The organism is Blastococcus sp. SYSU DS0533 (genome assembly GCF_054050775.1).
In genome coordinates this window covers 46,078-72,358 of record NZ_JBJGZZ010000007.1, presented here as the reverse complement: position 1 = coordinate 72,358, position 26,281 = coordinate 46,078, and the positions used below count along the sequence as shown (strand labels likewise).

Below are 26,281 nucleotides of genomic sequence, written 5' to 3'. Positions count from 1 at the left end.
GCGAGACTCCCCCCGACCGTCCCACCCCGCACCGAGGAGCGCTGCCGCATGACCACGTCCCCCACCGGTTCCGCCCGAGTCGCGATCGTCACCGGAGCCGCTCGCGGCATCGGTGCCGCGACCGCGCTCCGGCTCGCCCAGGACGGCTTCGCCGTCGCGGTGATCGACCTGAAGGAGGACGACGCCCGCGGCACGGTCGAGGCGATCGAGGCCGCCGGCGGCCGGGGACTGGCCGTGGGGGCCGACGTCGGTGACGCCGAGCAGGTGCAGGCGGCCGTCGACCGGATCGCCGCGGAGCTCGGCCCGCCGGTGGTGCTGGTGAACAACGCCGGGGTCACCCGGGACAACATGCTGTTCAAGATGAGCGACGCCGACTGGGACGTGGTCATGCACGTGCACCTGCGCGGCTCGTTCCTCATGACCCGCGCCGCGCAGAAGCACATGATCGACGCGAAGTGGGGGCGGATCGTCAACCTGTCCAGCACGTCGGCGCTGGGCAACCGCGGCCAGGCCAACTACGCCACGGCGAAGGCCGGCCTGCAGGGGTTCACCAAGACCCTCGCGATCGAGCTCGGCAAGTTCGGCGTCACCGCGAACGCGATCGCGCCGGGGTTCATCCAGACGGAGATGACCAAGGCCACCGCCGAGCGGATCGGCGAGGACTGGGAGTCCTACGTGCAGAAGCGGGCGGCGGCCATCCCCGTCGCGCGCGCCGGTGTGCCCGAGGACATCGCGCACACCGTGTCCTTCTTCGTCAGCGAGGGCGCCGGCTTCGTCTCCGGGCAGGTCGTCTACGTCGCCGGCGGTCCGCGCAACTAGCTCGACGGGTCGCGGTCGGGGTAGCGCGCGCGGGCGAGGGCGTAGACCCCGAACGCCGCGAACCCGGCCGCGATCCCGCCGAGCAGCCAGGGCCCCGCGCCCACCCCCGCGATCGCCGTCATCGCGCCGTCCAGGCCGGTCGCGGTGGAGACGTCGTGCGCGGCGGCTGCACGCCACAGCAGGACGCCGACGAGCGCGAAGGCGACCCCCTTCGCCAGGTAGCCGATCCGACCCAGCACCTCGATCGCCGGTTCCCAGCGGTCCGGGGCCGCGGGCAGGTCGATGTCGCGCATGAAGCCGGCGGTGCAGCCGCGCGCGAAGGTGTAGACGCCGACGGCGACCACCCCGGCCGCCACCGCGCCCACCAGCAGCGCCCCGCCGGGGATCGCGAGCGTCTCGCCGGTGAGCTCGCGCAGCCGCTCGTCCGCCTCGTACTCGAACCCGAGGGCGAACAGCAGCGCGGTGAGCCCGAGGAGGCCGTACACCGCGCCCTTGGCCAGGCACTTGGCGCAGACGACGGCAGTGCGCAGCCGGTGCTTGCCGTCCAGCAGCCCGTGCCACCAGAGCAGGACCTCCGCGGCCTGCCAGACCGCCAGCGACAGCATGCCCAGGCCGATCGCGACGAGCAGCAGCCGCCCGCCGGGGCCACCGGCGACGGTGAGCAGCGCGCCGGTCTGGTCGGGATCGGCCCCGCGCAGCCCCATCGCCATGCGCAGCGCCAGCACCGCGATGAGCAGGTGCATCGCGCCGTAGGCGATGAGTCCCGCGCGGGCGAGGTGGACCAGCACCGGGTGATCGGTGACCCGGCGGATCCGGACGACGACGTCGTGGAGGCCGTGCGTCAGCGCCCGGGCCGAGGGCGCCGGCGGGCTCACGTCCGCTCGGGGTAGCGGGCGCGGACGAAGCAGTAGGCGCCGAAGGCCGCGATCCCGACCGCGATGAGGGTCAGCAGCACCGGCCCGGCGGGTGCGGTCAGCACCGTCTGCAGGGCGCCGTCCAGGCCGGCTGCCTTGGCGGGGTCGAAGGTGACCGCCGCCCACACCAGGAGCCCGCCGACCAGCCCGAGCGCCACGCCCTTGGCGGGGAAGCCGACCTGGCCGAGCCGGGTGACCAGCCGCCGTGCCGAGGCGGAGCAGCCGCTGAGGTCGATCTCCTTGAGGAACCGCTTCGTGACGCCCTTGTGCACCAGGTAGACGGCGACCCCCACGACCACCAGCCCCGCGGCGCCGACCAGCCAGCGGCCGGCCGGCCAGCCGAAGACGCCTGCGGCGGCCTGCTGCTGGGAGCCGCCGCCGGACTGCCCGCCCCCCGTGGCGAAACGGATCGCCAGCACGGCGAGCGCGGTGTAGACCACCGCCTTGGCCGCTGCCTTGACGCTCCGCTCCACCGCCGTCGTGCGCGCCTTGCCCGACGCCGACCAGCCGTGCCGCCAGCGGAGGATCTCGGCGGCCTGCCAGAGCGCCAGCGCGATCAGCCCGACGGCCAGCACCCAGAGCAGCGGCCCGCCCAGGGGCTGCTCGGCCAGGGTGGCCAGCGCACCGGACTGGTCGGCCTGCTCGCCGGCGCGCCCCCAGGCGAGCTGCAGCGCCAACCAGGCGATGAGCACGTGCACCAGCCCGTAGGCGACCAGCCCCACCCGGGCCAGGTGCTCGAGGCCGTCGCTGTTCCCCGCCCGGCCCGCGGCCGACCCGGCCCTGTCCTGCACGCTCATCGCGGTGCCTCCTGCTCCGGCTCCGACGGGCGGAGCGCCATGCGGTGATCAGCGTGGCACGGCGCACGTCCCGGTGCCTCCCCGCCCGGCGCGCGGCGTGAGGGACACTGGGCCCGTGGCGAACGGAACCGGAATCCTCTCGGCCGGCACGGTCAGCGCGGCGACCCCCGAGGTCGCCCGGCGCACCTGGCCGCGGTGGCTGGCCCTGGGTGTGGCCATGATCGCGGTCGCGGTGGTCTCCGTCGTCTCGGACGCCGGCGCACGCCTGCTGCTCGGCGCCGTGGGGCTGTTCCTCGCCGCGCGCGGGACGGTCCTGCTCCGGGGGGCCCGTGCCGGCGTCGTCCCCGGCGAGCTGGCCGGGCGGGCGCGGTCGCTCGGCACGGTCGCGGTGGTGACCGGCGCCGCCGCCCTCGTCGTCGCCGTCGCCTCGGCTGCCCTCTCGGCGGGTGTCCTCCTCGTGGGGGTCCCCCTCCTGCTGCTGGGCACGTCGCTGGGGCTGCTGGGCCGGGGCGGGGGGGCCAAGCGCGGGGGCCAGGCGCTGCTGGTCTGGTCGGTCCTGGTCACCGGCCTCCTGGTGGCCACCGGCGTCCTCCAGGGCTGGGACCGGGCCGCCGACGTCTCCACCGTGGTGGCCGCCCTGGCCGTGGCGGTGCTGGGCGTCCCGCTGTTGATCGGTGCGGCGAACCTGCGCACGGTGGCCGCGGCACCCGCCCCGGCACGGGTCGGGGGCGGCTGCGGCGGCTGCGCCTGCGGCGCCGGGGGCTGCGGGGCCTGACCCCGGCGCGCATGGTCCGCGGGCCCGGGGTATGAGCCCGCCGTGAGCGGACACGGGCGTGAGCACCGCGGCGAGGGACGAGCGAGGGCCGGGGCGCCCCGCGGTAGCGAACAGTCGATGTCGTGAGCGGACACGTCTTCGTCGTCGGGGCGGACCTGACGCGGCTGTCCTGCGACGACGTCCTGGTGCCCACCGACCGCTCGCTGCGGGTGGCCCACGGGTGGAGCTCCGTGCTTCCCGACGAGCTGATCACCGACCGGCGCAGCGACGGTGACTGCGTCGCGATGTCGTGGACCGGGGACGAGCGGGTGCTCGAGGTGCCCGGGGAGGGCGCGCGGCGCGCGTGGCTGGTCGACACCGTCGACGACGGTGCGGACGGGACGGGGAGCCGCGGGCTGTCCTGGCTGCTCGACGGGGCCCGCGAGGGGCTGGCCGCCGTCGCGGGGCGGGAGGTGCGCGAGCCGGTGCACGGGCGGGCGCGGCGGCTGGTGGGGCTCCCGGCGCTGGGCACCGGCTGGGGCGGGGCCGCGGGGGAGCGCGGGGCGCTGCTGCAGCAGCTGCTGCCGGTGCTGCGCGAGGCCGCCGAGGAGCACGGCTTCGACGTCGCCCTGGTGCTGCGGCGGCCCAGCGACCTCGCCGCCGCCCAGCGGGTCCGGCGCGGCGAGGGGGGCGGCTGGGACCTGCCCCGGCACCTGCGGGAGCTGGCCGTGGACCTGGGCGAACGCGCCCGCCGGGGGCAGCTGGCCGTCTTCATCGGCGCGGGGGTCAGCGCCGCAGCCGGGCTGCCGACCTGGGAGCAGCTGGTGGACGAGCTCGCGACCCTGTCCGGCCTGGACGACGCGCTGCGCGCGGGGCTCGCCCGGCTGCCGGCGCAGGACGCGGCGGCGCTGCTGGCCCGCGAGCTGGGCGCCGACGAGCTGGCGGCCTTCGTCGAGGAGCGGTTCGGCCCCGGCCCCTACGCCCTGGCGCACGCGCTGATCGCCGACCTCCCGGTGCAGGAGTTCGTGACGACGAACTACGACCCGCTCGTGGAGCTCGCCGCCGGTGACATCGGCCGGCGGGTGACCGTGCTGCCCTTCGACGAGGCGCGGCCGGGGGCGCCGTGGCTGCTCAAGCTGCACGGGGACGCCGCGCGCCCGGAGAGCGTGGTGCTGACCCGCGAGGAGTACCTGCAGTTCGGCAACACCGGCGCGGCGCTGGCCGGGGTGCTGCACTCGCTGCTGCTCACCCGGCACGTGCTGTTCGTGGGCACCTCGATGCTGGACGACGACCTGATCCGGATCGCCCACCAGGTGCGCACCGCGCTGCAGACCCAGGGGTCGGGGACGGCCCGGCGCACGGGGACGGTGCTGGCGCTCCAGGACGACCCGGCCCGCGCCCGGCTCTGGGAGCAGGACGTCGAGACGGTGGCGATGTGCCCCGCGGACGCCGCACCGGCCGAGGCCGCCCGGCGGCTGGAGGTGCTGCTGGACCTCATCGGCTGCCTCTCCACCCCACCCACCGGGTACCTGCTGGACCCCGCCTACCGCGGGTTGCTCGACGAGGAGGAGCGGGTGCTCGCCGAGGCGCTGGCCGCGGTGCCCGCCGCGCTGCCCCGGGACGCCTCCTCCACGGTCGGGGAGGAGGTCGCCGGGCTGCTGCGCCGGCTGGGCCACGGCAGCTGCGCCGGGCAGGGGGAGGACCCGCCCGCCGACGTCGCCACCCGGCCCCGCGACGACCGCACCCAGGAGCAGCGGCCGGGCTGACGGGGGGTTGCCCTCCGGTGCGGATGGGCACGGCAGGCTCCATGCCACGTCTGGAGAACAGCCTGAAACTGCTGTCCAAGGGCTATGCCTGGTTGCCCGACGAGCGCCGTCGGGCGGGCAGGCACGCGGTCGGCGTGCGGCTGGGCGGGATGCCGGCCGTCGGCATCGAGGGGCCCGAGGCCGCACGCTTCCTCTACGACGAGGACCACGTGCGCCGCTCGCACGCCATCCCGGAGCCGGTGCAGGGCACCCTCTTCGGCAAGAGTGCGGTGCACACGCTGGACGGCGAGGTGCACCGGGTGCGCAAGGCGATGTTCGTCGCGCTGCTCATGCGCGAGGACGGCATCGCCTCGCTGGTGGAGCGGACGACCGCGGCCTGGGACGCCGTCCTGCCTGCGTGGTCCCGCCGGTCGCAGATCGTGCTGTTCGACGAGGCGAGCCGCGTGCTGGCCGGCTCCGTGGCCCGGTGGGCCGGCGTCCCGGTGCGAGACGGCGAGGTACCCGGCCTCGCCCGCGACATGGTGGCCATGGTCGACGGCTTCGCCACCGGCGGACCCCGCCACTTCCGGGCGAGGCTGGCGCGTGGCCGCCGGGAGAGGTGGCTGACGCAGCTGGTCCAGGACGTGCGGAGCGGTCGGACCCGGGTGGAGGAGGGCTCGGCGGTCGAGGTGGTCTCGCAGCACCGGGACGCCGACGGCACCCAGCTGCCGGCGAACGTGGCCGCCGTCGAGCTGCTCAACATCATCCGGCCGACGACGGCGGTCGCCTGGTTCATGGCCTTCTCGGGGCATGCGCTGATCCGCTGGCCGGGCAACCGGCAGCGGCTGGCGAGCGGTGACCCGGCGTACGCCGAGGCGTGGGCGCACGAGGTGCGGCGGTTCTACCCCTTCGCGCCGTTCATCGGCGGCCGCTCGCCGCAGCGCAACGAGTTCGCCGGGGAGGAGATCCCGGAGAACGCCATGGTGCTGCTGGACCTGTACGGCCAGAACCACGACCCGGCGCTCTGGGACACCCCCTACGCCTTCCGCCCCGAGCGCTTCCTCGGCCGCGAGATCGGCGAGTGGGAGCTGGTGCCGCAGGGCGGCGGCGACCCCCGCACGAACCACCGCTGCCCGGGGGAGCAGATCACCGTCGCGCTGATCTCCGCGCTCGCGGTGCGGCTGGCCCGGCTGCAGTGGGAGGCGCCCGAGCAGGACCTCTCGATCGCGCTGCACCGCATCCCGGCGAAGCCGAGGAGCGGCGTGGTCCTGCGCGTCCGCGGCGCGGCCTAGGTGTCCCCGCCCGGGCCGTCCCCGCGGCACCCGCCCGCCGGCGCCCGGACCCGCGGGCGATCGTTGCAGCCGCAGTAGCGTTCTGCCCCGCCGGGGTGGGCAGAACGCTACTGCGGCTGTAGCGACATCCCGGTCGGCCGGTGGTCCGGCACCGGGGTCAGCGCGGGTCGAGCCGCTTGAGCTCCGGGGGGAGCTCGCCGGCGTGCACCACACCCAGTCGCCGCGTCGCCCTGGTGAGCGCGACGTAGAGGTCGTTGTGGCCGCGCACGCCCTCGGTGATGATCCCGACCGGGTCCGCGACCAGCACCGAGTCGAACTCCAGCCCCTTGCTGCCCTCCGGGGTGAGGACCACGGGCCCGGCGGTCAGGTCGCCGTCGGCCGAGGCGGCGGGCACCCGGGCGCGGACGGCGTCGGTGACGGCGGCCAGCCGGCTGCGCGGCACGACGACCCCGAGGGTGCCTTCCTCGCGGTCGAGCTCGGCCGCGGCCTCGGCGACGGCCGCGACCAGGCCGTCCTCGGTGACCGCACGGGCCCACGGCTGCTCACCGGTGGAGCGCACCGAACGGGCCGCGGAGGTCACGGCCCCGCCCGCGGCCAGCACGTCGGCGGCGACGTCCATGATCTCCGCGGGGGTGCGGTAGTTGACGGTGAGCTCCTCCAGGCGCCAGCCGCGCAGGTCCCGGGCGCCCAGCGCCGGCTCGAGCACCTCACCCCAGCTGCTGGCGCCGGCCGCCGAGCCGGTCTGGGCGACGTCGCCGACCAGGGTCATCGACCGGGTGGGGCAGCGGCGCAGCAGCACCCGCCAGGCCATGGCCGAGAGCTCCTGCGCCTCGTCGACGATGACGTGCCCGTAGGTCCAGGTGCGGTCGGCTGCGGCGCGCTGGGCCGTCGACCGCGAGTCACCGACCTCCTGCCGTTCGGCCAGGCCCTCGGCGTCGAGGAGGTCGCCGGCGGAGAGCTCCTCGGACTCCTCCTCGGTCTCCCAGTCGGTGGAGCGGGAGCCGTGCAGCAGGTCGAGGGTCTCCTGGGCGTGGCGCAGCCGGCGCTGCCGTTCCCTGCGGGCGGCGGCCCGCTCGGCGCTGTCGTCGACGCCGAGCAGCTCGTCGGCCTCCTCGAGGAGGGGCACGTCGGCCGGGGTCCACGGCGCGGACGCCGGTCGCAGCAGCAGCTCGCGGTCGGCCTCGGCCCAGCCGCGGGTCGCGGCCGCCAGCCGCCGGGGGTCGGCGAAGAGGTCACGCAGCAGGCGCTCGGCGCTCAGCCGGGGCCACAACCGCTCGACCAGCGCGTGCACGGCGGGTTCGGCGGCGACCTCCTGGCGCAGCGCGGCCAGATCGCCCCGGTCGAGCAGGTTGCCACCGTCGAGCACGTTCGCGCCGAGCTTGTCGGCGTACTTGCCGGCGATCAGGTCGACGACCGCGCGGGCGAACGCGGGCCTGGCCTCGTTGTGCAGCCGGGAGACCGCCCGGGCGCGACTGCGCGCGCGGGCAGCGTCGGCTTTGGTGAAGCGCAGCGGCGTCCCGTCGACGGTCAGGTTCGCCGGCGCGTCGAGGACGGCCTGCCGGTTGCGGACGGCGGCGGTGACGACGTCGACCATCGCCAGCCGCCCCTTGACCTCGGCGACCTCCGGCGCCTCGGCCGCGTGCGCCTGCAGCCCGGGCCGCAGGCCGCCCATGTCGGTGAGCACCACGCCGGTCTCACCGAGGGAGGGCAGCACGTCGGCGATGTAGCCGAGGAAGGTGGGGGAGGGGCCGACGATCAGCAGCCCGCTGCGCGCCAGCCGCTCGCGGTGGGTGTAGAGCAGGTAGGCCGCGCGGTGCAGGGCGACGGCGGTCTTGCCGGTGCCGGGACCGCCCTGGACGACCAGGACACCGCGGTGGTCGGCCCGGATGATGCGGTCCTGCTCGGCCTGGATGGTGCGGACGATGTCGTTCATCCGGCCGGTGCGGTTGGCGTTGAGCGCGGCCAGCAGCACCGACTCGCCGGCCAGCCCGGACCGCTGCGCGAGGTCGGGGTCGGAGAGGTCGAGGGTCTCGTCGGTGACGCCGACGACGGTGCGCCCTCGGGTGCGGATGTGCCGGCGGCGCCGCACGCCGAGGTCGTGCAGCGGCGTGGCGGTGTAGAAGGGCTGAGCCGCGGGGGCGCGCCAGTCGACGAGCAGCGGCTCCTCGGCCCCGCCCTCGGCGAAGAGGCCGATGCGGCCGATGTAGCGGGGGACGTCGGTGTCGTGCCGGTCGAGCCGGCCGAAGCACAGCCCGCTGTCTGCGGCGTCGAGCGCGACGATCCGCTGGGTGTGGAGCTCGACCGCGGCCTCGCGCTCGCCGACCGCCTGCGGGTTGTGCGGCACGGTGGCCAGCGCCTCGTCGAGCCGGGCGACGGTGCGGGCGCGGACCTCGTCGAGCCGGTGGTACAGCCCGCTGACGTAGGGCTGCTCGGCCGCGGTCCCGTCGTCGGGGGACCCGGTCGCACGAACTGTCGTCACAACCTCTTCGCTCTCTGGTGGGGGTGGAGTGCCCACGGCACGTCGCGTGCCGCCCCGGGCAGCTGCTCATTCTGCGCACGCGGACCGTGCCCGGGAGGTGTGCCTCGCGCACTAGCGTCCTGCGGGTGACGCAGATTCCCGGCATCGATGTCCCCGACGCCCGCGGCCGCACCGGTCTGGACCGCGTGGGCCGCGACCTCAGCGGTAATCCGCGGGTGCGGATCACCGACGTGGAGCTCGTGGCGAGCGCCTGGCACGTGCTGCGCCGGACCACCTTCGAGTACCGCCGCGCGGACGGCACCTGGGTGACCGAGTCGCGGGAGACCTACGACCGCGGCAACGGGGCGACCATCCTGCTCCATGACGTCGCCCGCGGGACCGTCCTGCTCTCCCGGCAGTTCCGCTTCCCGGTGTACGTGAACGGTCACCCCGACGGCATGTTCCTGGAGGCCGCCGCCGGGCTGCTCGACGAGGACGACGCCGAGACCGCCATCCGCCGGGAGGCGGAGGAGGAGCTGGGCGTGACGGTGGGGGAGCTCGAGCACGTCTTCGACGTCTGGATGAGCCCCGGCTCGGTGACCGAGCGGTTGCACTTCTACGCCGCCCCCTACACGGCGGCCGACCGCACGGCCGACGGCGGCGGGCTGGCCGAGGAGGGGGAGGACATCGAGGTCGTGGAGCTCCCGTTCGACGAGGCGCTGCGGATGGTGGCCGACGGCCGGATCGCCGACGCGAAGACGATCATGCTGCTGCAGTGGGCGGCGTTGCAGGGCCCGTTCGCCCGCGGCCGCCGGTAGCCGGGTCGCTCACGGGTGCCGGATTAGTTCGCGTTCCATCGCAACTCTGCGGACACCTTCTGGACATACCGGTTCCCTAGCGTCGTCGGCACGACGACGAGGGGAGGACCAGCCATGAGCACCGCGACGAAGGAGCGGACCACCTGGGTCTGCGACAACTGCCACGGGCGCGAGATGAGCGCGCGCAAGCGCTGCCGCGACTGCGGGACGTCCCGCTACTGATCCGGCACCGGGTCGGGACGGCTCAGGCGGCGGGTGGGGCGCCGCGCAGCCGGACGACGGAGGCGCGGTAGCGGCCCCCGCCCCAGAGCCGCCAGGCCAGCCGCGTGCCGCGCGGCAGGCCACCGAGCAAGCGGGTGCGGTCGGCGGCGGCGCAGTCCTCGAGCGCGAGCCCGAGCACCAGCAGCTGCTCGCGCCCGGAGAGCCCGCAGCGCGCGGAACGGGTGACGGCCACCCACTCTGCATCCGCCAGGTGCGCGTCGAGCAGTGGGAGGAGGGTCGCCTCCTCGTCGGCGGTCTGGGCGTCGACGTCGTCGGCCAGCCGCCGGCAGGCGCGGGCGAAGGTCTCGCGTGCCCGGCCGCTGCCGGAGCAGGCCCACTGACGGGCCGCGGTGTCCAGGTCGCGCAGCTCCGCGTCGATGCGGGCGCACGAGCTCGTCCAGCCGGCGACGGCGGTGGACACCGCCGGGCGGGCGCTCGGCGGCGCGCTGCGCAGGAGGGCGGGCCACAGCGACTCCCGCTCGACGGCGTGGTGGTGCAGCAGCAGGCGGGCGACCAGCGCGGCGTGGCGGGTCAGGGTCCCGGTGCGGGCGCACTCGCCGTCGGGGGCCCAGGAGGCGACGTCGGCCAGCGTGCGCAGCTCCCGGCGCACGAGCTGGTGGAGCACCCGCTGGCACGTGGCCGCGCGGCGCGGGGTGGGGGAGGACGCGGCAGGGAGCTCCGGGTCGGCCGGGCGCCGGGGGAGCGGGACGGTCGGGGGAAGGACCGCGGTAGCGGTCATGGTGCGCACCTCGTTCAGCGGGTCGGGCCGGTGCTCCGGGATCGGCCGGAGCGCGGGATGCCGGGAGGGTAGGGCCCGGTGGCCCGGCGGGGTCAGCCGTTTTCCCGGCCCGCCGGGCTGCGGGGAGGCGTGCGGCGGCGCGGGACGCTGGGTCGCGCCGGGGTCACCGAGCGTGACCTGTGGCGGCCGGAGCTGTTCCGCTGGGAAGGCGCGGATCGACCACACGCGGCGTCCGTTCCACTACGGTCGGGTCCGTGGGCAGCGTCGTTCCGCGCAACCGGGTGAACGTCACCGGCCCGCCCCAGGGGCGGCCGATGGTCTTCGCCCACGGCTTCGGCTGCGACCAGACGCTCTGGCGGCTGGTCGCCCCGGACTTCGCCGTCGATCACCGGGTGGTGCTGTTCGACCACGTCGGGTCGGGGCAGTCGGACCTCTCGGCCTACGACCCCGAGAAGTACGACTCGCTGAACGGGTACGCGTGCGACGTCGTCGAGATCTGCCGCGAGCTCGCGCTCACCGACGTCGTCTTCGTCGGCCACTCGGTGAGCGCGATGATCGGCGTGCTGGCCCACCACCGGGCGCCCGAGCTGTTCGGCGCCATGGTCATGGTCGGCCCCAGCCCCCGGTACGTGGACGACGAGGGGTACGTCGGCGGGTTCACCCGCACCGACATCGTCGAGCTGCTCGACGCGCTGGACAGCAACCACCTGGGCTGGTCCACGCAGATGGCCCCGGTGATCATGGGCAACCCCGACCGGCCGGAGCTGGCCGAGGAGCTCACCAACAGCTTCTGCCGCACCGCCCCGCACATCGCCCGGCAGTTCGCGCGGGTCACCTTCCTGTCCGACAACCGCGCCGACCTGCCCGGCGTCCGGGTGCCCACGCTCGTCCTGCAGTGCAGCGCCGACGCGATCGCGCCGGACGCCGTCGGCGAGTACGTCCACCGGCAGATCCCCGGCAGCGTGCTCGTGCGCATGCGCGCCACCGGTCACGTCCCCCAGCTGTCCGCGCCGGAGGAGACGACGGCCGCCATCCGCGCTTTCCTGACGCCGTGACCGCCGCGGACGGCGCGCGGTGACCGGCCCCGAGGACACGGGCGACCGGCTGGAGCGCCTGCTCGACGAAGATCCCGCCGACCTCTACGAGAACGCGCCGATGGGGTACCTCTCCACGCTGCCCGACGGGCGGATCGTGAAGGCCAACCGCACGTTCTGCGCGTGGACCGGCCGGGCGCCGGAGGACCTGCTGGACCAGCGGCTGCAGGACCTGCTCAGCATCGGGGGACGGGTCTTCTACAACACCCACCTGCTGCCCCTGCTGCGCCTGCAGGGGATGGTGCGCGAGATCGCCATCGACATCACCCGGATCGACGGCTCGCTGCTGCCGTGCCTGCTCAACGCCGTCGAGGTGCGCGACGAGGAGGGTGCCCCGCTCCTGGTGCGCGCGACGCTGTTCGAGGCGACGGCGCGCCGCCGCTACGAGCGGGAGCTGCTCGCGGCACAGCGGCTGGCGGAGGAGTCCGAGGCCCGATCCCGCGTGGTGCAGAAGGTGGTCTTCGACCTGGCCGCCGCGGCGACGCCCGAGGACGTGGCGACGGTGATCGTGCAGCGGGGGCGGGCGGCGCTGCGGGCCAGCGGTGCCGCGCTGGTGCTGGTCGAGGGCGAGCCGGACGCGCATGAGCTCCCGGCGCTGCGGCCGGTGCGCTCGGAGGGCGTGTCGCGGGAGCTGCTGCGGCGGCTCCGCGAGGCCGCCGGCAGCCGGCTGGCCCTGGAGCTCGCCCAGGGGCTGCGGTCGATCGTGCTCGACGACCGGCTGCGGGCCGACCAACCGGAGCTCGCGGCGACGATGGCGGCGGACGGGCTGACCGATCTCGTCGTCGTCCCGGTGTCGGCCGACTCCAAGCGGCTGGGGGTGCTGGTGCTCTCCCGGGGTGCACCGGCGCGCGGTGACCTGATCAGCCTGGAAGAGCCGGGGGAGCACCGGCCGCTCTCGCCGGCCGAGGTCGACCTGCTGTGGACGCTCGGCCGGCAGGCGGGCCAGGCGCTGGAGCGCGTGAGGTTGCACGAGGAGACCCGCCAGCAGGGTGAGCGGGCGGCGTTCCTGCTCGAGGCGACGCGGCTGATGAACGAAGCCCGCGACGTCACCGAGACGGTGCACCGGCTGGCGGGCCTGGTCGTGTCCCGGCTCGCCGACGTCTGCGTGATCGACATGGTCACCGAGCACGGCCCGCACCAGCCCGTCGCCCGCCATCGGGACCCCGACCTCCAGGCGGTGCTCGACCGGCTCCGCGGCAGCCACCCACCGGTGCGGTCCCCGCTGCACCCCTCGGTGCGCGCGCTGCGCGAGGGCCGGACGCAGTGGATCCGCGACCTGGACGAGGCGCGGGCGGTCCTCGAGTCCGTCGCGCCCGACGACGCGTTCCGGGAGGCCGTCGGCCACCTGGAGCTGGTCGGCGTGGTGGGCGTACCGATGATCGTGGACGGCCGGCGGCTCGGGGTGGTCACGTTCGCGGCCGACCGGCACCGGGCGCCCTTCACGCCCGCCGACGTCGAGGTGGCCGAGCAGCTGGCCCTGCAGCTGTCGCAGGTGGTGGACAAGGCGCTGCGGCTGGAGTTCGAGGAGCGGACCTCCCACACGTTGCAGGCCAGCCTGCTGCCGCCCTCGCCCCCCGCCGTCCCGGGGCTCGCGACGGCGGTGCGCTACCTGGCGGCGACCCGGGGGGTCGACGTCGGCGGCGACTTCTACGACGTCGTCCGGCTGCCGGGCGACCAGGTCGGGCTCACGGTCGGGGACGTCGTCGGCCACGACATCACGGCCGCGGCCACCATGGGCCAGCTGCGCAGCGTGACGCGGGCGATGTCGGCCGACCGGCCCTCGCCGGCCGTGCTGATCGAGCGGCTGCAGCGCAACTGGGCGCTGTTCGAGCTGCAGCGGATGGCGACCGTGCTCTTCGCGACGCTGGACCCCGCGTCGGGCGAGCTGCGGATCGCCTCGGCCGGGCACCTGCCGCCGCTCCTGTGCGCCGACGGCAGGGCGGAGCCCCTGCCGGTGCGGCCGACCCGCATGCTCGGTGCCCCGCCGGCGCCCGCGGCGGAGTGGAGCGGCGTGCTCCCGGAGGGCGCGGCGCTCCTGCTGTTCACCGACGGGCTGGTGGAGAGCCCGGGGGCCGACATCGACGCGGGGCTGGCCCGGCTGGTCGAGGTGGCGGCGCGGGCGTGGAAGGGGGACCCCGAGGAGTTGTGCGACCGGCTGCTGTCCGAGCTGACCGGGGAGCACCGGGCCGACGACATCGCCCTGCTGGCGCTCACCCGCACCTGACGGCGGCGCCGACCACCTTCCCGACGCCGGGGTTTGGGGTCACCATGGGAGCGCGACCCCGGGAGGAGGCGGTGATGGACTCGTCGGCTCGTGGGAACCCGGTCACCGACGCCATCGACGGCGCGACCGGGGACTGGACGCTGTCGGGGGACGCGATGCGCTGGTCGCCCGAGCTCGTGGAGCGGAGGCCGGCCACCGGTGAGCTCGGCGGGCTGGACGCCGCTGCGGGCGTCGGCGCCGCGCTGGGCCTGGACGTGCAGGGGGTGCGGCGGCTGGTCTCCGGGGCGCTCGTCTCGCTGGGTGCGGTCGCCTCCGACGTCGTCACGGAGCTGCGCCAGCTGACCCGCGGCGATCAGGAGGAGGACGCCGAGGAGTGAGGCGTCAGCCGGCCGGGCCCGGGCCGCGGTCCACTCCACCGAGCAATGCGCGACCGGTCAGCTCGGCGGCGATGGTTGGAAGGGCAGGACGAGGCCTGGTTCGGCCCACGACATCCGCACCAGCCGCCCGGTCATCGACAGCGTCACGTAGGCAGTCCCCATCTGCGGTCCGCCGAAGCAGACGTTGGTCGGCATCACGTCGGGGAAGCGGAGGACGTCGAGCACGTCCCCGTCCGGGCTGACCGTGGTCAGCTCGCCGGCGACCAGGGTGCCCAGTACCACGTTGCCGGCGGCGGTCACCGCGAGGCTGTCCAGCCGCCGGCCGTGGGGGAGCTGGCAGAGCAGCCGGCCGCCGTGCGCGCTCGGCCACGGTTCACGCGACAACCGGCCCGGACCGAGCACGTCCCAGGCCCAGAGCCGGCCGCTCTCGGTCTCAGCCGCGTACAGCACCGATCCGTCCGGGCTCAGCCCCACGCCGTTGGCGCCACCGGGGATGGGATAGGCCGCCTCGACGATCCGGGAACCGTCCCAGGCCGCCCAGTAGACCCCACCGAAGTCGCGCTCCCGTGCCCGGTTCTTGCCCAGGTCGCTGAACCAGAACCCCCCGGCACTGGGGGAACCGTCCGGCGCGAACACCAGGTCGTTGGGTCCGCGCAGAGGGAACTCCCCGCACCGGTCGTAGAGACGGCGCACCTCTCCGGTGACCGGGTCCAGCGTCTCGATACGGCCGGTGTCGTAGTCCGGTGCGGTGCCGTGCGGCCGGTGCACCTCCCCGTGCTGCACCCATCCGAGGCCGCCGTTGTTGCAGAGGTACAGCAGCCCGTCCGGCCCCCATGCCAGCCCGTTCGGGCCGCCGCCGGGGCGTGCGAGCGTCCGGCACCGGCCGTCGGCGACCGCGGTCACCGTTCCGGCGCGCACCTCCACGACGCCGACCTCCCCACCCGGCAGCACCACCGGCCCCTCCGGGAAGGCCAGACCCTCGGCGAGGACGTCGAACTGCGCCTCGGTCACGGCTTGACCGCGCTGATCGTCAGCCCGCCGTCGATGTGCACGGTCTGCCCGGTCACGAAGCCGGCCAGGTCGTCGAGCAGGAAGGCGATGACGTGCGCGACCTCCTCGGGCGCGCCGACCCGCTGCAGGGGGACGGCGGCCAGCAACGCCTCCGTGCGCGGGTGTCCCGGCACCGAGGCGGTTCGGAAGAGCTCGGTGTCGATCGGCCCTGGCGCTACCACGTTGACCGTGATGGCGTCCGGTGCCAACTCCAGGGCCCAGGTGCGCGTCGCCCCGACCAGGCCGGACTTGGCCGCCGCGTAGGCGGTGCGGTTAACCTTGCCCAGGGCTGCGCGGGAACCGATGTTCACGATCCGCCCGCCGCCGAGGGTTCGCATGCCCGGCACCACTCCCTGGGTGAGGAGGAGCGGGGCGAGCACGTTGATCCGGTAAGCGGCGTCCATGTCCTGCAGCGAGCAGTCGTCGAGCGAGGTGGTCGGCGACATGGCGGCGTTGTTCACCAGGCCGTACACCGGCTCCTCACGCGCGACCTCGGCGATGAGCTCGCGGGTGGCGTCCAGATCCATCAGGTCGCACTCGTGGAACTCCTCGGCGGGGTCCAGGTCGTCCGGGCGTGACCGCGCCACCCCGATCGGCCGGTAGCCGTCCTCGAGAAGCCGGCGCATGGTGGCCCGGCCGATGCCCTTGCTCGCGCCCGTCACCAGGACGCGTCGTCCGTCGTTCATCGGTATCCCTCGGTCTCGGTGGGCACGGCGGTCTCGGTGTGGTCGGTCCGGTGTCCGCGTACCGCGCGGGCGGTCCGCACGCGCGAGACCACCTGCCAGACCACCACGAGGACGCACAGGCCCAGGAACGCGGCCGACACCGGCCGCGTGACGAAGATGCTGAAGTCGCCGCGCGACACCAGCAGCGAGCTGCGCACGGCCTGGTCGATGATGTCGCCGAGCACGAAGGCGAGGACCAGGGGCCCGGCCGGGAAGCCGGTGCGCCGCATCCAGTAGCCGACGATGCCCATGACGACGACGAAGAACAGGTCGAAGCTGCGCACGTTGACGGCGTAGACACCGACCATCGACACGAGGATGGTCAGCGCCCCCAGCACGCCGATGCGCACCCGCAGCAGCTGGATGAACCCGCCGACCAGCGGCAGGTTGAGCACTAGCAGGATCAGGTTCCCGACGAACATCGAGGCGATAACGCCCCAGAAGACGCCGGGCTGCTCGGTGATCAGCGTCGGCCCCGGCGTGATGCCCTGGATCAAAAGCGCGCCGAACATGAGGGCCATCACCGAGTTCGACGGGATGCCGATGGTCAGCAGCGGCACGAAGCTGGTCGTGGCCCCGGCGTTGTTGGCCGTCTCGGGTCCGGCCACCCCCTCGATGGCACCCTCGCCGAACCGGGAGGGGTCCTTGGAGACCCGCTTCTCCAGCGCGTAGGACATCAGGGACGACAGGGTGCCGCCGGCCCCGGGCACCAGTCCCAGGACGGTGCCGATGCCGGTGCCGCGGGCGATGGCGCCGCGCGACTGGCGGAGCTCCGCCCGCGACGGCCACACCCGGATCTTGCGGGTGAGGACGTCCGGTTCACCCGAGTGGCGCAGGTTGTACAGCACCTCGCCCAGCCCGAAGACGCCCATGGCGAGTGCGACGAAGTCGATCCCGCCCATCATCTCGGTGGACCCGAAGGTGAGCCGCGGCGATCCCGATACCGGGTCCAGCCCCACGGCGGCCAGGAGGAGACCGGCGCCCGCCGCCACGAACGCCTTGGCCGTGGACCCGCTGGACAGCGCGGTGACGAAGAGCAACCCCAGGAGGGCCATCGTCGCGAACTCCGGGTAGCCGAACTTCGCGGCCACGACGGCCAGCGGCGCGGCGACCAGCAGCAGCGCCAGCGTGCCCGCGATGCCGCCGACGAAGGAGCCGATCGCCGCGATGCCCAGGGCCGGGCCGGCACGACCCTTGCGGGCCATCTGGTAGCCGTCCAGCGTCGTGACCACCGAGGCGGCCTCGCCGGGCAGGTTCAGCAGGACCGACGTGATGGTGCCGCCGTACATCGATCCGTAGTAGACCCCGGCCAGCATCATCAGCGACGTTGCCGGCTCGAGCGAGAAGGTGATCGGCAGCAGGATCGCGATGGTCGCGGTCGGCCCCAGGCCGGGGAGGATGCCGACGACCATGCCGAGCAGGACGCCGAGCACGATGTAGAGCAGGTTGGCGGGGTCCGCGACGACGGACAGGCCCGTCGTCAGGCCGTTCAGCGCGTCCATGTCACCTCGGCAGGAAGGCGTCGAGCGGCAGCGGCAGCTGCAGCAGGCGGACGAAGAGCACGTAGATGAACGCGGTGGCGCCGACGGCGATCGCCAGCGACGTCCGCCACGACTCCCGGGCCAGCACCTTCAGCCAGAGCAGGCTGATGACGAAGGACGTCGTCACGACGCCCAGCAGTGGGAAGAGCACCGCGTAGGCCAGCAGTAGCCCGATGCCGAGGGCGACCCGCGCTGTCTCGCCGGGTGTGGCGTCCTCCAGTTCGGCGTCGCTCTGGCGGAGGAAGAGGGTGACGCCCGCGCCGGTGATCAGCGCGCTGGCGAGCAACGGGTAGAACCCGGGGCCAGGGAGCGACTCGTCCCAGACGCCGAGCTGCGCGGACAGCAGGAGTCCGCCGATGCCGAGGGCGGACGGGACGCCGGCGACCGCCAGCCGGCGCCCGGGGCCCCGGCCGGGCGCGACCGGGCGCGCCGTGGCCGAGGACTCCGTCGTGGCGCCCGTCGCGGGGGTGGTCCGCACGGACATCCGGCTCAGCCGATCGCGGTGGAGAGCGACTCGGAGAGCTCGTCCAACTGCTGACGGAACGCCTCTGGCCCGACGACGTCCTCCGCGGCGAACTCCTCGCCGATCTGCGAGCGGACCGCGTCGTCGGCCACGCAGGTCTCCAGCGGCCCGGCGAGGGCGTCGATCACCTCGTCCGGCGTCCCCTCCAGCGCGCTCAGGTAGAACAGCGACGCCTGGCCGGCCGGGGGCAGCAGGTCGTCGTAGCCGAGTTCGGCGAAGGTGGGCACGTCGGCCAGGAAGGACGGCGGCGCCTCCATGCTCGTGGCCAGCATGCGGACGTCACCGGCCTCGGCGGCGGCCAGGATCTCGTTCGACAGGGTGGTGAAGGCGACCGGGTAGTCGCCGGCCTGGATGCCGCGCAGGTTTTCCGCGTTCGAGGCGATCGGCACCTGGCCGAACTGGATCCCGTAGTTCTTCTGCATCATCGCGCCGAGGATGAAGCCCGGAAGGGTGCTCTCACCCGGTGTCGCCGCCACGACGGTGCCCGGCGCGGCCTCGGCGGCGGCGAACACCGCCTCGGCGTCGGCGAACGGTGAGTCGGCGTCGACGTACATGACGTAGGGCACGCTCGCGGCCACCCCGATCGGCGCGAACGCGGAGGTGTCGTAGGTGACGTCCTCGGCGGCCAGCGGCGCCAGCACCGAGGTGCTGGTGGTCTGCAGGCCGAGGGTGTAACCGTCGGGCTCGGAGTCGACGAGGGCCGTGGTCCCGACGATCCCGCTGCCACCAGGGCGGTTCTCCACCAGGAACGACTGGCCGAGCTCCTGCTCCATGCACGAGGCCACCGCACGGGCGATGTTGTCGGTGGTGCTCCCGGCGTCGTAGCTGACGATCACGCGCACGCTCTTGTCCGGGTAGGACGTCCCACCGGGCTCATCCTCGCCGGACGACTGGGCGGTGCTCGCACACGCGGAGGCCGTGGCAGCCACGGTGACGACAGCGGCAGCCCATAGGGCCTTGGATCGAACGGGGCTCATGGATGCGTCCTTCCGGGCTGGGGCAACATACCGCGTAGGATGTAGTCTGCGTCACGTCGCCGTCAACCCCGTGGAGGGCGTTGCCGATCTCGGTCCGGACATCTCGTGCGGCGAATCGCCGCCACCTCCGCACGCCCACGAGCCCGACGTCCAGAGGGCGTCGGGCTCGTGGGTCCAGAGGTCAGGCGGACGCGCCCCGCAGCGTGGAGGGGACGAGGCCGGGCACGGACCTGGCGCGCTGGCGCAACCAGTACGCGGAGTTGGGTGCGGTCAACGCGTACGGGTCCTCGACGCCCAGGCGCAGGGCTGCATCGAGCGGCCAGTTGGGGTTGTGCAGCGCCTCGCGGCCGACCGCGACCAGGTCGGCGCAGCCGTCGCGGACGATCGCGTCGGCATGGTCGGCGTGCACGATCAGGCCGACTGCCATGGTCCGTCCGCCCGTGGCCTCGCGGACCGCCCGCGCCAACTCGACCTGGTAGCCGTACGACGGCGTCTCCCCGGCCTTCAGGGGTGAGCCGACCAGGCCTCCGGACGAACAGTCGATCACGTCGACGCCGCGAGCCAGCAGCTCCCGGGTCAACGTGAGGGTGTCGTCGATCGTCCAGCCGGCGCCGTCCTGGCAGGACAGCCGGACGAACAACGGCTTCCCTCCGGGCCAGGACGCCCGGACGGCCTCCGCCACCTCGAGCAGGAGGCGCATGCGGTTCGAGGCCGCCCCGCCGTAGGCGTCGGTCCGCCGGTTGGTGAGCGGTGACAGGAACTGGTGCAGCAGGTACCCGTGGCCACCGTGGAGGTCCACGACGTCGTAGCCGGCCCTGTCCGCACGACGGGCGGCCGCGGCGAAGGCCGCCACCACCTCCTCGATGTCGGTCGCGGTCATCTCGCGGGGCGGGGGGAAGTCCTCCCTCACGGCGACGGCGGACGGGGCCACGGGATCCCAGTCGTCCCAGTCGTCGATGTCGGGCGTGCGTTGCAGCGGGCCGCGGCCCGCCATCGGCGTCTCGAACCTGGCCTTGCGGCCGGCATGCATGAGCTGGATGCCGGGCACGGTGCCACCGGTCCGCATCACCGCGGCGAGGCGGGCCAGTCCGGGGAGGAAGTCGTCGGACCAGATGCCGAGGTCGCCGAGGGTGCCGCACCCGCGCCGCTCGACCGTCGTCCCCTCCTGGAAGACGAGCCCGGCGCCGCCGTCGGCGAACCTGCCGAGGTGCATCAGGTGCCAGTCCGTCGGGTGCCCCCTCTCGCCGAGGTACTGCCACATGGGCGAGACGACGACGCGGTTGCGCAGCACGACGTCGCGAAGCCGCAGCTCCCGGAACAGGTGCGGGATGCCGCTCACAACTCTTCCCGGACGCCGGCCACGCAGAACCGGGTGATCGAGTCGGCGATCCTGCCGGCCACGACGGGGTCGACCGCGCCGGACGGGTCCGGGCGGTACCAGACGGTGATCCAGTTCAGGGCCCCCAGCATCGCGCGCACGGCGTTGCGCACGTCGGCCACCACGAACTCCCCCGAGGCGCGACCGTCCTCGATCACCCTGCTGAAGAGCGACTCGTACTCGTCGCGCAGTTCACCTAGGGCGTTCCACGCCTCGCGCTCACGAGCCGGCGCGTCGTCGAACCGGTGGTTGAGGTGCCGGAGCGTGACGAACTGGTAGGCGTGGCTGGTCATCATCTTCATCGCGTGGGTGTGGGCCATCCGACGCAGCCGCTCGGTCGCGTTCACCGAGTCATCCGACGCGACCGGGCGCACTTCCTCGAGCAGTTCCGACGTCCCCTTCTTCACCACGCCGATGAGCAGCTCGGCCTTGCTCCGGTAGTAGTGGTAGACGCGCCCCTTGGTGTTCTGGAGCTCGTCGGCGATGTCGTCGATGCTGGTGCCCTCGTAGCCCTGCCGGGCGAACACCTTCGCGCTCGCGTCGAGCACCTCGGCGCCGCGGCGGGCGGACTCATCGGTTCGTGCACTTCCTGGCCGCATGGCCACCCACTCTCATTCGGCTACGCGCTGACGGCACGTCATCCAACGACCCCGAACAGTCTCCGTCGAGTGCCGGGAGGCGGCACGGGGATCAGCCCGTGGCGCCTTGACAGACTGTGCCACGGACCACATCCTACCGGGTAGGTAGCTCCGGGACGCCACAGACGACGGCCCGCGGAACTCAGGAGGAGTGACTTTGAGAGCTCGAACCACGCGTGCCGCCGCCGCTTCTGCGGTGCTGGCCGTCACGCTCAGCGCCTGCAGCACCGAGGCACGTGACAGCGCCGGTAGCGAGGCCGGCGAGGACGGTGTGGCCATGGGGGTCGGCGTCACCGAGGACACCATCAGGCTGGCGACCCTGAGCGACATGTCCGGCGTCTTCGCGACGGCCGGCGTCAGCCTGGCCCACGCACAGCAGGTCTACTTCGACCACCTCAACGAGCAGGGCGGCATCTGCAGTCGGCAGATCGAGCTCGAGATCCTCGACACCGGGTACGACGTGCAGCGGACCGTCACGCAGTACGCGCAGGTGCGCAACGAGGTCCTCGGCTTTCCGGCCATCATCGGCGGTCCCATGAACGTCGCGCTGTTCGACCGCTTCGAGTCCGACGACGTGCTCGCCATCCCGGTGTCCTGGTCCAGCGCGCTGCTGGAGAGCGAGCACATGATGCTCACCGGTCCTGCCGCGGAGTACTGGGTCATCAACAGCATCGACTGGCTGCTGTCCGAGGGGCTCGTGCCCGGGGGTGGGACCGTCGGCGTCGTGCACCTCGAGGGTGAGTCCGGCGACGCCGTCCTGGCCGGTGCGGAGGCTGCGGCCGAGGCCGCGGGCGTCACCCTGGTCCCGCAGCAGGTGGCGGCCTCGGCGACCGACATGTCCGGCGTCGTCACCGCCTTCCGCAACGCGGGAGTCGAGGCCATCATCCTCAACTCGACCCCGACGATGACCGCGAGCGTCGCCGGTGCGGCCGAAGCCGCGGGGCTGACCGTGCCGATGGTCACCGTGAACGGCGGCGGCTTCAACCCGGGTCTGCTCGACACCCCGGTCGCCGGGTACCTCGAGGAGAACCTGTACATGGCGCTGCCGTGGCAGATGGACGACAGCGATGAGACGGTCGCCAAGTTGATCTCCACGTTCCGGGAAGAGTTCCCGAACGACTCCTTCAACGAGAACACCATGTGGGGCTTCGGCGCGGCCGCCGCCTTCGCCAGCGTCCTGCAGAGCGCCTGCGAGAACGAGGACCTGACCCGGGCGGGTGTGATGAAGGCGTTCCAGGAGACCGAGGAGGTCGACTCCCTCGGCCTGCTGGTCCCGCTGGACTACACGAACGCGGGTGAGACGCCGTCCCGGTCGATCTTCATCCACGAGGTGGATTCCGCCGGCCTGGCCTCGGAGATCCTGCTGACCGAGGAGCCCTTCCTCGGGGAAAGCGCCCCGGGCTTCGAGCTCGGCTGATCCGACGCGGGGCCCGGCGAGCGCGCCGGGCCCCGCTGCTCACACCCCGTATGCCGGAGGACCTGTGCTCGATATCGAACGCCTATCAGTCGCGTACCGCGGGGCGCCCACGCTCAAGGAGGTGTCGCTCAGGGTCCCCGACGGCTCGGTGGTCGCGCTGCTGGGGAGCAACGGGGCGGGCAAGAGCACGCTGCTCCGAGCCGTCTCCGGCACGCTCCCGCTGCACAAGGGGAGGATCACGGGCGGACGGATCTGCTGGGACGGGCGGGACATCGTGGGTCGCGACAGCGCCGCGATCGTCCGCTCCGGCCTCGTCCAGGTCCCCGAGGGGCGCAAGATCTTCACACGGATGACGGTCGGGGAGAACCTCCGCGCAGGGGCGGTCACCGCTGCGCGGGGGACGGTCGAGCCGGCGGTGCGCCGCGTCGAGGAACTCTTCCCCATCCTCGGGGAACGTCGTCAGCAGCGGGCGGGGCTGCTGTCCGGGGGCGAGCAGCAGATGCTCGCCATCGGCCGCGCGTTGATGACGACGCCGCGACTGCTCCTGCTGGACGAACCCTCCCTCGGGCTGGCGCCGCTCATCATCTCGCAGATCGCCCAGGTCGTGCGGGAGATTAACCGGCAGGGCACGTCCGTGCTCCTCGTCGAGCAGAACGTGGCCGTGGCCCTCGAACTCGCTTCCCACGCATACGTCCTCGACGTCGGCCGTCTCACCCTCTCCGGCACCTCTGCGGAGCTCCAGGCATCCGACGAGGTGCGCCGGCTGTACCTCGGCGAGGCGGCCGTCGACCTGGGTGAGGTCGGCTGCGGGGCCGGTGCCGAGCCGGAGCGCCACCTTTCGAGGTGGGCCCGTGCCTGATCCACGTGCCGTCAGCAGTCGGCTGGTCGTCGACGACGTGACCGTCCGCTTCGCGGGACTGGTCGCCCTGGACTCGGTGTCCTTCACCGTGGAACCCGGTGAGCTGCACGCCGTCATCGGCCCCAACGGGGCCGGCAAGTCCACGTGCTTCAACGTCGTCTCCGGTGTCTACCGCCCCACCAGCGGCGAAGTGCGCCTGGGCGACGAGGTGATCAGCGGCCGGCGGCCGCACGAGGTCGCTGGGCTGGGGGTCGCCCGCGCCTTCCAGAACGTCGCGCTGAGCAAGCGGCAGACGGTTCGCGACTACCTCATGGTCGGCCGCCACCACCTGACCCGGTCCGGCGTCGTCGCCACGGGGCTCGGGCTTCCGTGGGCCCGCCAGGAGCACCGGTGGCACGCCCAGCGCGTACTCGAGATCGCGGAGTTCATGGGACTGGCCGACAAGCTCGACGTCCCGGCGGGGCTGCTGGCCTACGGCGACCAGAAGCGCGTGGACATCGCTCGCGCCATCGCGATGGAGCCGCAGGTCCTGGTGCTGGACGAGCCGGCCGCCGGCATGGACAGCCAGGAGACCCGGCACATCACCGGTCTGATCCGGGACCTGCGCCGGGATCTGCAGCTCTCCGTGCTGCTGGTCGAGCACGACATGGGACTGGTGATGAGCATCTCCGACTCGGTGACCGTCCTGGACTTCGGGCGTCGCATCGCTTCCGGTACGCCTGCCCAGGTCCAGCGCGATCCCGAGGTCGTCCGCGCCTACCTCGGCGGGAGCGCCGATCCGCTGAGCACCCCCACGCCTCGAGAGGAGGTGGCTCGATGAGCACGTTCGTGGAGCTCCTGATCAACGGCGTCTCGCTGGGCGCCATCTATGCGCTGCTCGCGCTCGGCTTCGTCGTGATCTACCAGGCCACCGAGGTCGTGAACTTCACGCACGGATCGATGCTGCTGCTCGGCATCTACGTGATCGCGGTTATGAAGGACGAGACGGGCTGGTTGACGGCAGTGGTCCTCGGCCTCGTCGCCGCAGCCGTCTTCGCCCTCGTGGTGGAAAGGCTGCTCATCGCGCCGCTGCGTCGGCGCGGAGCCGGTCACGACGTCGCGCTCATCATGACCATCGGGCTCAACATCGTGCTGCTCACCGACCTCACCCGGCGGATCGGTAGCAACGTGCTGGACGTGGGCGGACCGTGGGGCAGCGAGGTGGTGTCGGTCGGACCGGTGAACGTGCCGTTGGCCCGGCTGCTCGCGCTGCTGGTCGGCCTGGTGCTGCTCGGTGGCTTCTTCGCCGCCCTCAAGTGGACGTCGTGGGGAATCTCCACCCGGGCCACCGCGGAGAACGCGGAGGCCGCCGCCCTCATGGGCGTCCGGCTGGGCCGGGTCGCGGCCGGGGCGTGGGTGCTGGCCGGGGTGCTCGCCGTCGTCGCCGGCGTCTTCCTGGTCTCGTTCCCCACGCCCGGCTTCGGCTTCGGCGTCGCACAGACCGCGCTGGCCGCCTTCCCCGCCGCGATCATCGGCGGGATGAGCTCGGCCGGGGGAGCACTGGTCGGCGGGCTGGTCGTCGGCATCGCCGAGACGTTGGTGACCGGCTACGGCCAGTCGTTGAGCTTCCTGGGCAGCGGCCTCGGTCCCGTCACCCCCTGGATCCTGATGCTGCTCGTGCTGCTCGTGCGTCCCGCCGGCCTGTTCGGCGCCAAGGAGGCCGTCCGTGTCTGACCTCACCGCGGCGCGCAGGGGCCCGCGCCCCGTCGCCGTTCCCCAGACCTGGACGCGGTCCGGTCGAGCCTTCCGCCTCGCACTCGTCCTGCTGCTCGTGCTGCTGCCCTTCGTCGCGGACGTGGCGTTGCTGCAGACCGGCACGTTCGTGTTCGCGAGCGTCATCGCGGTGATCGGGCTCAACCTGCTGTCGGGCAGCGCCGGGCAGCTGAGCCTCGGTCACGCCGTCTTCGTGGCGATCGGCGCGTACGCCTACAGCCATTACGCGGGCTCGCCCGAGGGGGAACTCGGCGGGTGGCAGCTGCCCCCGCTGCTGGCCATGGTCCTCGCCTGCCTCACCGCGGGTCTGGCCGGGCTGCTGTTCAGCCCCGTCGCTTCCCGGCTGAAGGGACTGTCCCTCGGCGTCGCCTCAGTGTCGCTGATCTTCATCGGCACGTTCGCGCTGACCAAGATCCCCTCGGTCACCGGAGGGTTCAACGGCCGTGACGTCGAGACCTTCTCCGTCTTCGGCTTCTCGTTCGGCGACGACGAGCCGTTCCTGTACGTCGCCGGTGTCGAGTTCACCTCGTACCACCGGCTCTGGTTCCTCGGCCTCGTGCTCGCGGTGCTGGCCTACGTGTTCGCCCGGCGCGTCCTGGCCGGCCGCATGGGCCGGGCGTTCGAGGCGGTACGGGACGGCGAGGTGTCCGCGGCGGTGGCCGGGATCGACGTGCGGCGGACCAAGGCCACGGCCTTCGTCCTGTCATCGATCTACGCAGGTCTCGGCGGCGTCCTCCTGGCGCTGTCGGTCTCGCACGTCGTGCCGGAGACGTTCACGTTGACCCTGGCGCTCAACTACCTGGCTGCGATCGTCATCGGTGGGCTGGGTTCCGTCGGTGGCGGCGTGGCCGGAGCGGTGTTCGTCTTCGCCCTCCCGCAAATGCTCAACCAGTACGGCGGCGACGTCCTGCCGTTCGTGTCGATGGACCCCGGATACCTGGCCCAGTACATCTACGGTTTTGCGGTCATTCTCGTGCTGCTCTTCGAGCCGGACGGGTTGGCGGCCATCCTGGAACGGGTCCGCCGACAGTCTCGGCGTCGACCACCGGACACGGAGCCCTCCACGCCGGCCGCAGCGAGGGAGCCGACGGCTTCCGTCGCGCCGGTCGGGTCGCGGACCTAGGTCACA

The 26,281-nt window shown here is 73.5% G+C and carries 24 protein-coding genes; 13 read left to right on the top strand and 11 right to left on the bottom strand.

Annotated elements, in window-relative coordinates; translation table 11 throughout:
• The first annotated feature begins 48 nt into the window (after positions 1-48).
• Positions 49-819: a 3-oxoacyl-ACP reductase FabG gene (gene fabG / locus ACI79W_RS10800; RefSeq protein WP_456562082.1), complete on the top strand. Its 771-nt coding sequence runs from the start codon at positions 49-51 to the stop codon at positions 817-819.
• Here the strand turns inward: fabG and ACI79W_RS10795 are convergent.
• Together ACI79W_RS10795 and ACI79W_RS10790 are read right to left on the bottom strand one after the other, a co-directional pair.
• The gene (locus ACI79W_RS10795; RefSeq protein ID WP_456562081.1) at positions 816-1,694 is read right to left on the bottom strand and encodes a DUF1206 domain-containing protein; all 879 of its coding nucleotides are present in this window, start codon (positions 1,692-1,694) and stop codon (positions 816-818) included. The genes fabG and ACI79W_RS10795 overlap by 4 nt on opposite strands.
• Positions 1,691-2,530 (bottom strand): DUF1206 domain-containing protein, encoded by an 840-nt coding sequence (locus tag ACI79W_RS10790; protein WP_456562080.1) that lies wholly within the window; start codon positions 2,528-2,530, stop codon positions 1,691-1,693. Before ACI79W_RS10790 ends, ACI79W_RS10795 begins: the two co-directional genes overlap by 4 nt.
• A gap of 115 nt (positions 2,531-2,645) precedes the next feature.
• Here ACI79W_RS10790 and ACI79W_RS10785 point away from each other — a divergent pair, with 115 nt between their 5' ends.
• The 3 genes from ACI79W_RS10785 to ACI79W_RS10775 all read left to right on the top strand — a co-directional run bounded on the left by ACI79W_RS10785 (position 2,646) and on the right by ACI79W_RS10775 (position 6,321).
• Positions 2,646-3,305 (top strand): hypothetical protein, encoded by a 660-nt coding sequence (locus tag ACI79W_RS10785; RefSeq protein ID WP_456562079.1) that lies wholly within the window; start codon positions 2,646-2,648, stop codon positions 3,303-3,305.
• A gap of 122 nt (positions 3,306-3,427) precedes the next feature.
• Positions 3,428-5,050 carry an SIR2 family protein gene (locus ACI79W_RS10780; RefSeq protein ID WP_456562078.1) on the top strand — a complete coding sequence of 541 codons (1,623 nt, stop codon included), beginning with the start codon at positions 3,428-3,430 and terminating at the stop codon, positions 5,048-5,050.
• A 41-nt stretch (positions 5,051-5,091) separates the two neighbouring features.
• Positions 5,092-6,321 (top strand): cytochrome P450, encoded by a 1,230-nt coding sequence (locus ACI79W_RS10775; protein ID WP_456562077.1) that lies wholly within the window; start codon positions 5,092-5,094, stop codon positions 6,319-6,321.
• 157 nt (positions 6,322-6,478) lie between these two features.
• On the opposite strand, the gene ACI79W_RS10770 is transcribed toward ACI79W_RS10775, so the two are convergent.
• Positions 6,479-8,800, bottom strand: coding sequence for a HelD family protein (locus tag ACI79W_RS10770; RefSeq protein ID WP_456562076.1), 2,322 nt, complete (start codon positions 8,798-8,800; stop codon positions 6,479-6,481).
• A gap of 125 nt (positions 8,801-8,925) precedes the next feature.
• Between ACI79W_RS10770 and ACI79W_RS10765 the strand changes: the two genes are divergently transcribed.
• The gene (locus tag ACI79W_RS10765) at positions 8,926-9,597 is read left to right on the top strand and encodes an NUDIX domain-containing protein (RefSeq protein WP_456562075.1); all 672 of its coding nucleotides are present in this window, start codon (positions 8,926-8,928) and stop codon (positions 9,595-9,597) included.
• A gap of 244 nt (positions 9,598-9,841) precedes the next feature.
• On the opposite strand, the gene ACI79W_RS10760 is transcribed toward ACI79W_RS10765, so the two are convergent.
• A complete protein-coding gene (locus ACI79W_RS10760) occupies positions 9,842-10,597 on the bottom strand; it encodes a hemerythrin domain-containing protein (protein ID WP_456562074.1) in 756 nt (251 codons plus the stop codon).
• A 254-nt stretch (positions 10,598-10,851) separates the two neighbouring features.
• Between ACI79W_RS10760 and ACI79W_RS10755 the strand changes: the two genes are divergently transcribed.
• The 3 genes from ACI79W_RS10755 (at position 10,852) to ACI79W_RS10745 (ending at position 14,292) form a co-directional block, all read left to right on the top strand.
• Positions 10,852-11,652 carry an alpha/beta fold hydrolase gene (locus tag ACI79W_RS10755; protein ID WP_456562073.1) on the top strand — a complete coding sequence of 267 codons (801 nt, stop codon included), beginning with the start codon at positions 10,852-10,854 and terminating at the stop codon, positions 11,650-11,652.
• A gap of 19 nt (positions 11,653-11,671) precedes the next feature.
• Positions 11,672-13,915: a SpoIIE family protein phosphatase gene (locus tag ACI79W_RS10750; protein ID WP_456562072.1), complete on the top strand. Its 2,244-nt coding sequence runs from the start codon at positions 11,672-11,674 to the stop codon at positions 13,913-13,915.
• A gap of 74 nt (positions 13,916-13,989) precedes the next feature.
• Positions 13,990-14,292 carry a hypothetical protein gene (locus ACI79W_RS10745; protein WP_456562071.1) on the top strand — a complete coding sequence of 101 codons (303 nt, stop codon included), beginning with the start codon at positions 13,990-13,992 and terminating at the stop codon, positions 14,290-14,292.
• A gap of 57 nt (positions 14,293-14,349) precedes the next feature.
• Here the strand turns inward: ACI79W_RS10745 and ACI79W_RS10740 are convergent, their stop codons facing one another.
• From ACI79W_RS10740 to ACI79W_RS10710, 7 genes are all read right to left on the bottom strand, one after another.
• Positions 14,350-15,303 carry an SMP-30/gluconolactonase/LRE family protein gene (locus ACI79W_RS10740; protein WP_456562070.1) on the bottom strand — a complete coding sequence of 318 codons (954 nt, stop codon included), beginning with the start codon at positions 15,301-15,303 and terminating at the stop codon, positions 14,350-14,352.
• Positions 15,300-16,028 carry an SDR family oxidoreductase gene (locus tag ACI79W_RS10735; protein WP_456562069.1) on the bottom strand — a complete coding sequence of 243 codons (729 nt, stop codon included), beginning with the start codon at positions 16,026-16,028 and terminating at the stop codon, positions 15,300-15,302. Before ACI79W_RS10735 ends, ACI79W_RS10740 begins: the two co-directional genes overlap by 4 nt.
• A complete protein-coding gene (locus ACI79W_RS10730; protein WP_456562068.1) occupies positions 16,025-17,569 on the bottom strand; it encodes a tripartite tricarboxylate transporter permease in 1,545 nt (514 codons plus the stop codon). The genes ACI79W_RS10735 and ACI79W_RS10730 overlap by 4 nt, the downstream gene beginning before the upstream one ends.
• A 1-nt stretch (position 17,570) precedes the next feature.
• Positions 17,571-18,092: a tripartite tricarboxylate transporter TctB family protein gene (locus ACI79W_RS10725; RefSeq protein WP_456562067.1), complete on the bottom strand. Its 522-nt coding sequence runs from the start codon at positions 18,090-18,092 to the stop codon at positions 17,571-17,573.
• A gap of 5 nt (positions 18,093-18,097) precedes the next feature.
• Positions 18,098-19,108, bottom strand: coding sequence for a tripartite tricarboxylate transporter substrate binding protein (locus ACI79W_RS10720; protein ID WP_456562066.1), 1,011 nt, complete (start codon positions 19,106-19,108; stop codon positions 18,098-18,100).
• 181 nt (positions 19,109-19,289) lie between these two features.
• Entirely contained in the window at positions 19,290-20,447 is a 1,158-nt protein-coding gene (locus tag ACI79W_RS10715; RefSeq protein WP_456562065.1) for an oxidoreductase, read from the bottom strand.
• Entirely contained in the window at positions 20,444-21,034 is a 591-nt protein-coding gene (locus ACI79W_RS10710; protein WP_456562064.1) for a TetR family transcriptional regulator, read from the bottom strand. The genes ACI79W_RS10715 and ACI79W_RS10710 overlap by 4 nt, the downstream gene beginning before the upstream one ends.
• A gap of 247 nt (positions 21,035-21,281) precedes the next feature.
• On the opposite strand from ACI79W_RS10710, the gene ACI79W_RS10705 reads away from it, so the two are divergent.
• The 5 genes from ACI79W_RS10705 (at position 21,282) to ACI79W_RS10685 (ending at position 26,275) form a co-directional block, all read left to right on the top strand.
• Entirely contained in the window at positions 21,282-22,541 is a 1,260-nt protein-coding gene (locus ACI79W_RS10705) for an ABC transporter substrate-binding protein (protein ID WP_456562063.1), read from the top strand.
• 64 nt (positions 22,542-22,605) lie between these two features.
• A complete protein-coding gene (locus tag ACI79W_RS10700) occupies positions 22,606-23,400 on the top strand; it encodes an ABC transporter ATP-binding protein (protein WP_456562062.1) in 795 nt (264 codons plus the stop codon).
• Positions 23,393-24,220 carry an ABC transporter ATP-binding protein gene (locus ACI79W_RS10695; RefSeq protein ID WP_456562061.1) on the top strand — a complete coding sequence of 276 codons (828 nt, stop codon included), beginning with the start codon at positions 23,393-23,395 and terminating at the stop codon, positions 24,218-24,220. The genes ACI79W_RS10700 and ACI79W_RS10695 overlap by 8 nt, the downstream gene beginning before the upstream one ends.
• A complete protein-coding gene (locus ACI79W_RS10690) occupies positions 24,217-25,113 on the top strand; it encodes a branched-chain amino acid ABC transporter permease (RefSeq protein WP_456562060.1) in 897 nt (298 codons plus the stop codon). The genes ACI79W_RS10695 and ACI79W_RS10690 overlap by 4 nt, the downstream gene beginning before the upstream one ends.
• A complete protein-coding gene (locus tag ACI79W_RS10685) occupies positions 25,106-26,275 on the top strand; it encodes a branched-chain amino acid ABC transporter permease (RefSeq protein WP_456562059.1) in 1,170 nt (389 codons plus the stop codon). Before ACI79W_RS10690 ends, ACI79W_RS10685 begins: the two co-directional genes overlap by 8 nt.
• Positions 26,276-26,281 lie beyond the last annotated feature (6 nt).

Excerpts from the sequence above, each read along its gene's own strand:
- ACI79W_RS10775 (WP_456562077.1), top strand. The coding sequence starts at position 5,092 with ATGCCACGTCTGGAGAACAGCCTGAAACTGCTGTCCAAGGGCTATGCC.
- ACI79W_RS10725 (WP_456562067.1), bottom strand. The coding sequence starts at position 18,092 with ATGTCCGTGCGGACCACCCCCGCGACGGGCGCCACGACGGAGTCCTCG.
- ACI79W_RS10720 (WP_456562066.1), bottom strand. The coding sequence starts at position 19,108 with ATGAGCCCCGTTCGATCCAAGGCCCTATGGGCTGCCGCTGTCGTCACC.
- ACI79W_RS10735 (WP_456562069.1), bottom strand. The coding sequence starts at position 16,028 with ATGAACGACGGACGACGCGTCCTGGTGACGGGCGCGAGCAAGGGCATC.
- ACI79W_RS10690 (WP_456562060.1), top strand. The coding sequence starts at position 24,217 with ATGAGCACGTTCGTGGAGCTCCTGATCAACGGCGTCTCGCTGGGCGCC.
- ACI79W_RS10760 (WP_456562074.1), bottom strand. The coding sequence starts at position 10,597 with ATGACCGCTACCGCGGTCCTTCCCCCGACCGTCCCGCTCCCCCGGCGC.
- ACI79W_RS10730 (WP_456562068.1), bottom strand. The coding sequence starts at position 17,569 with ATGGACGCGCTGAACGGCCTGACGACGGGCCTGTCCGTCGTCGCGGAC.
- ACI79W_RS10790 (WP_456562080.1), bottom strand. The coding sequence starts at position 2,530 with ATGAGCGTGCAGGACAGGGCCGGGTCGGCCGCGGGCCGGGCGGGGAAC.
- ACI79W_RS10745 (WP_456562071.1), top strand. The coding sequence starts at position 13,990 with ATGGACTCGTCGGCTCGTGGGAACCCGGTCACCGACGCCATCGACGGC.
- fabG (WP_456562082.1), top strand. The coding sequence starts at position 49 with ATGACCACGTCCCCCACCGGTTCCGCCCGAGTCGCGATCGTCACCGGA.